This is a genomic window from Desulfobulbaceae bacterium (genome assembly GCA_013792005.1).
GTDB lineage: Bacteria > Desulfobacterota > Desulfobulbia > Desulfobulbales > VMSU01 > VMSU01.
Window position 1 is genome coordinate 1 of record VMSU01000003.1, and the last position, 4785, is coordinate 4785.

The 4785-nt window shown below is 47.9% G+C and carries 2 protein-coding genes; one reads left to right on the forward strand and one right to left on the reverse strand.

What is annotated here, in order from left to right; genetic code table 11:
• Positions 1–464: 464 nt before the first annotated feature.
• Positions 465–2324 (reverse strand): GAF domain-containing protein, encoded by a 1860-nt coding sequence (locus FP815_00140; GenBank protein MBA3013350.1) that lies wholly within the window; start codon positions 2322–2324, stop codon positions 465–467.
• A 422-nt stretch (positions 2325–2746) separates the two neighbouring features.
• On the opposite strand from FP815_00140, the gene FP815_00145 reads away from it, so the two are divergent.
• Positions 2747–4785 (forward strand): PAS domain S-box protein (locus tag FP815_00145; GenBank protein MBA3013351.1); only part of this gene is annotated, 2039 nt, incomplete at its 3' end.

The following is a 4785-nucleotide window of genomic DNA, read 5'->3' on the forward strand; positions in this document are numbered from 1 at the left end:
ATCGCCATGGCGGGAAACCCTACGAGACAGCCATCTTCCCAGGTTTGCTGCCTTCACAGAAATAACAACAATGTCATTGAATATAATTGAGTGGAAAAAGCAAAAAATTCACCTCAGCTAATGCAGCAGCAGAAATTACGTGTTGGGGAGCACGACAACTCACAGTTAATTGTTGCCCCAAAAAGCCCGATTCAAAAAGATGGCTAATCGACGTTGCAGGATTGCAATTTATGGCATTGCATGATTGCAATCCTGCAATAGGCAACGAAAATCAGGTTCCTCATTATTTTAAGTGGGCACCTTCACTTCTATGGCCATCCTTCACCATAACCTACAAAACTAAACAGCTACGAGGTAACGGGATTTCCATGCCGATGAAGATCTCTCCCAACACCTATGTCAACATCACAAACCAGTACCACCGCGTTAATTGTTTAAAATGTATTTTCGTAACCTTCACTCCTTTATGATCTTTTATACAGGGGCAGTTTGATAGTAAAAATGCTCACACCATTCTCAGAGACGATAACAAGTTTGCCTTGGTTATTCTGAATAAATCGGGATACGATATTAAGGCCTCGACCCAAGACCCCGCCCTTCGTGACCAGCGCGATTTGATCTTGATCGATCTCACCAGAATTGACGATCTCAAGACAGGCCATATTCCCACAACCGAAGCAGCGCATCTCAATATAACCTCCCTCTCGTGGAATGGCCTTGGTGGCATTGTTAAAGAGATTGTCCAGAACCCGTTCTAGCCCATATCGAGGACAGAGGACGAATAACCCTGTCTCGATTGAGACCGGGTTTACTCTGATATTGGCATATTTCGACTCTTCGATGACATGCTCATTGAGCGCGAAACGCTCCTTGGCCAGTTGCCCCAAATCAATTTTCTCCTCTCTCCCTTCCCCGGTCATGGTCAATGCCAGATCCTGCAAACGTGCCGTCTCCCTGACCACTACATCCTGATAGTAAAGAAGTTTTTCGCGCAAGGGATTCAAGTCATCACTATCCATAAGCTTTCGCGAACGTGCTGCAAGACCTGCCACTGCAACGGCTGGATTTTTGAAATCATGCAGCATATCGCCTAAAAATTCCAGGCGCACTGCCTTCATGATCTCCTTGCCGAAAAAGGTTAACAGCTCGATTTCATCTTCAGTGAAGTACTGTTTTTGTTGGGTAGCAAAAAAGCAAAGAATGTGTCGGGTGACAGATGCCGTTCTCAGAGGGACAAAGAGAATCGAGTGAATATCTTCCCTCTGAGCGAAGGCAAGCAGGCCGGGGCCAATCAACTTGCTCTGGAAAGGATCTTTGATTAAGAGGTATGAAGGGTCAATCCGTTCATACGGCATATCGGCATACTCTTTGGTGCCATGAACCGCAGCCCAGAAATAGCCGTGATGCTTCAGGGTAAAAAGGTGACCATGCTCATGGTAAGTATGATCAGGAGGATATGATGCCTCCAAGTAAGTGCTCATCTGATCGTCCGAAAGTGTGAAGAGTGAACAGCTATGGAGCTTGATAAATTCATCCAGCTCAGGGACGATCAGATTAAAAAAGTCCCTCAGCTTAATCCCTTCCCGATGGCTAAGTTTAACGAAAATCTTATCAGAAATCGCCTCCTTCTTGTCATTCAAGGACTTCATATCTAGAATTCTCTTCTTGGCCATGACATAGCTAACCCGCCTGGCCAGCATCTCGGCCCTGATAACTTCAAGTCGATTAAATAGACGGTCATCCTCCAAGAAATATATCTGGAGCGAACCCAAGATATCGTTGGTCGAGCCTACAAAGCTTGGCATCTGGAGAGGGACCGCGATTAAAGAGTTAAATCCCTTCTGCGCTACGATAGTTTTCTCCCTGTACAAAGGATTCTTCATAATACTGGGAACCACAATGCTTCTTTTTTCCTCAACTACTCGACCGGCAATGGATTTTTTGACCGGAATGGCTAAAGACCGCTCGTTGTCGTGCAGGCCGTAGGCGCCAAAAGTCAGCATCTTAAAAGACTTGGGGTCAAAAAGGCGGATGGATGCAGCCGCAGCTTTAAGGGCATGAGCGATTTTTTCTGCGGCAAGTTCAAGGATCACCAGCCGATCAAGGTTAGGGGAAATTGCCAGGATATCTTCAGACTCCCTGATAATTGACGATAAAAATTCAAAAAGATACTCATCCTCAATGAGTCGAACTAATTCATCTCGTTCTGTCAGGGAGAGATTAAGTTCCTTGAAAAATGGGATCTTCAGTAAAAAATCATTCAGGGATTCGGGCATATAATTATCAAAGGAGTTAAAATCGAAGCGGATAGAACAAAGTATCATTGAAAAATGGCAATCGTTCACCAGAAGCGTTGAACGTGCGGATTTCACCGGACTGTAAACGTCTACCGGGTGCCCGGTGAACGTTTACGAAAAATGACCGCTCCTGGGAGTGTCACACTCATCTGTGATGAAATAATAGGCTACTCGATAGCTGTATTATTTCAAGAGGAATGAATACCAGAGACTGGCTAAGTAACTATCGGGGAATAGAAACGACGGAACTTTGGCCGATTTTGTCACGTACAGTCTATAAGAATTTTCAAACTGCCACCTTGTAGGATTTATTATTGCCATCATTTCTGTTAAATTTCTCCATCTTAAAGAGCTGTAACCTAGCCATTGTTACTTGATTACCCTCTGGCACGATTGACTTCTTCGAAATTAACCCTCATAGTAATAATAAGCTCATTAAGAAACCTGGGATGTTTCCTGTTGCACTTATGTCAGTCTTCCACGCCACCAGGATTCCAGCGTCAATCCGCCACCACCAGCAATTTCCCCGCTGCACAGGAGGCAGCCCAATGAATATTTTTTCCCGTTATCCTCTACGTATCACAATCCCGGCGCTGCTCCTGACCATGGCTATTCTGCGCGGCGCTGTAAGTTATCAGACCTATAACACTGCCGGGGTCAAGTTGGTTGAGAAACAAGGGGTCGATTTTGTCGACGAGATCATGATGCGCAATCAGGTCCATATGAATGCCACCCTACGGATTGAAGACATGGAGCGCCTAAAAAAGGAGGTTGCCCTTCTCTCCCAAAGCGCTGACAATGGAGAGGTCACCATGGTGGTAGACGAAAAAAAGCGCATCGTCAGCGCCTCAAACCCGGCATGGGAGGGACACCCTTTAGCCATGAGTGACATCTCGGCTGAGGGAAAACAACTGACGACAAATCTTTTTGATGCCAGGGTAAGCACCCCCAAAAGGAAGATCATCTTCAGCCGGGACAAGCAGATCATCTATGCCGTTGCCCCTCTGTTTTTCGGAGGAGACCCTGCTCGAATCGGCCTACTCTATCATGAGTATGGGATGCAACCGCTCAAGGCGTCATGGCAAAAAACGCTGCATCGGGAAGTCTTCTTTGTCTTCTCCCTGTCCCTGGCTATTGTAATGTTTTTATTGTTTTTTCTGTATGTAGTTTTATTCCGTCGCGCTCGCAGGGTCTGCGAGACGATCAATCGCTTTGGCCTGGGTGAGAACACTGCCCGGTCGCAGCTTGGTGGGGCAGACGAACTGGCTGTCATTTCCACTGCCTTGGACAAGATGCTCGACTTGCAGGTAGCTGCGGAAAAACAGATCAGGGACCAGACACTGCTTCTCCGACAATTGACGGATGGGTTGCCGGTGCTCATCGCCTACGTGGACCAGGATGCGTGCTTTCGATTCATCAACCAAGAGTTTGAGAATTGGTTCTACCTGAAACCCGAACAGATAATCGGCCGTCAGGCCTGTGAGCTATTTGGGGAAAAGAATTATCGTGAGATCTCCTCTCATCTTACTCAGGCGTTGAGCGGCAAAACGGCTGAGTATGAAGGCGCTATCCCCATTGACAATGGCAGCCTGCGTCAGTTTCACGCCACCTTGCTCCCTCATTTTGAAAACGGTAGCGGAGTACAGGGCTGTTTCTTGCTGGCCCAGGACATCACCCAGCTGAAACAAGACCAGGAGCAGATTCGTAAGGCTAAGGAGCAGTGGGAGTTAACCTTTGATTCCATTCTTGATGAGATCATCACCGTACAAGACAAGGATTTTCGCATCCTTCAGGCAAATAAAGCCGCCTCTGTTTTTTTTGACCTGCCACGGGATGAGATCGTTGGCCGCCGTTGTCATGAACTCTTCAGGGAAGATGATGTCCCTTGCAGCGAGTGCCCCGCCTACGCGGTTCTTCAGGAGGGGAAGACTCACGCAGCAGAACTCTATCACGAAAGGTTAAAAAAGACCTTTTGGGTCACCATGTCGCCGATGGTGAGTGAAAATGGTAAGTTTTATGGGCTCGTGCACTCTGCCAAGGACATTACCGAGTTCAAACAGCTGGAACAGAAGTTGCGCCAATCTCAGAAGATGGAGGCCATTGGCGCCTTGGCCGGTGGAATCGCCCATGACTTCAACAACATCCTCACGCCGATCTTAGGCTACAGCGAATTGATTGCCGGGATATTACCCAACAGCAGTCCGGAGCGCGGCATGGCGCAGGAGATCGAGAAGGCGGGTCGGCGGGCCAAGGAGCTGGTCAAACAGATCCTCACCTTCAGCCGACAAGGGGAACAGCAACGGCAGCTACTGCAAATTCATCTGATCATCAAGGAGGCGCTCAAGCTGCCGCGCTCATCCATCCCGACCACCATCGCCATTCACCAGAATGTAGTCGACTGTGGCATGGTACTCGCCGACCCGACCCAGGTCCACCAAGTGCTCATGAATCTTTGCACCAATGCCTACTCCGCCATGCGGGAAAAAGG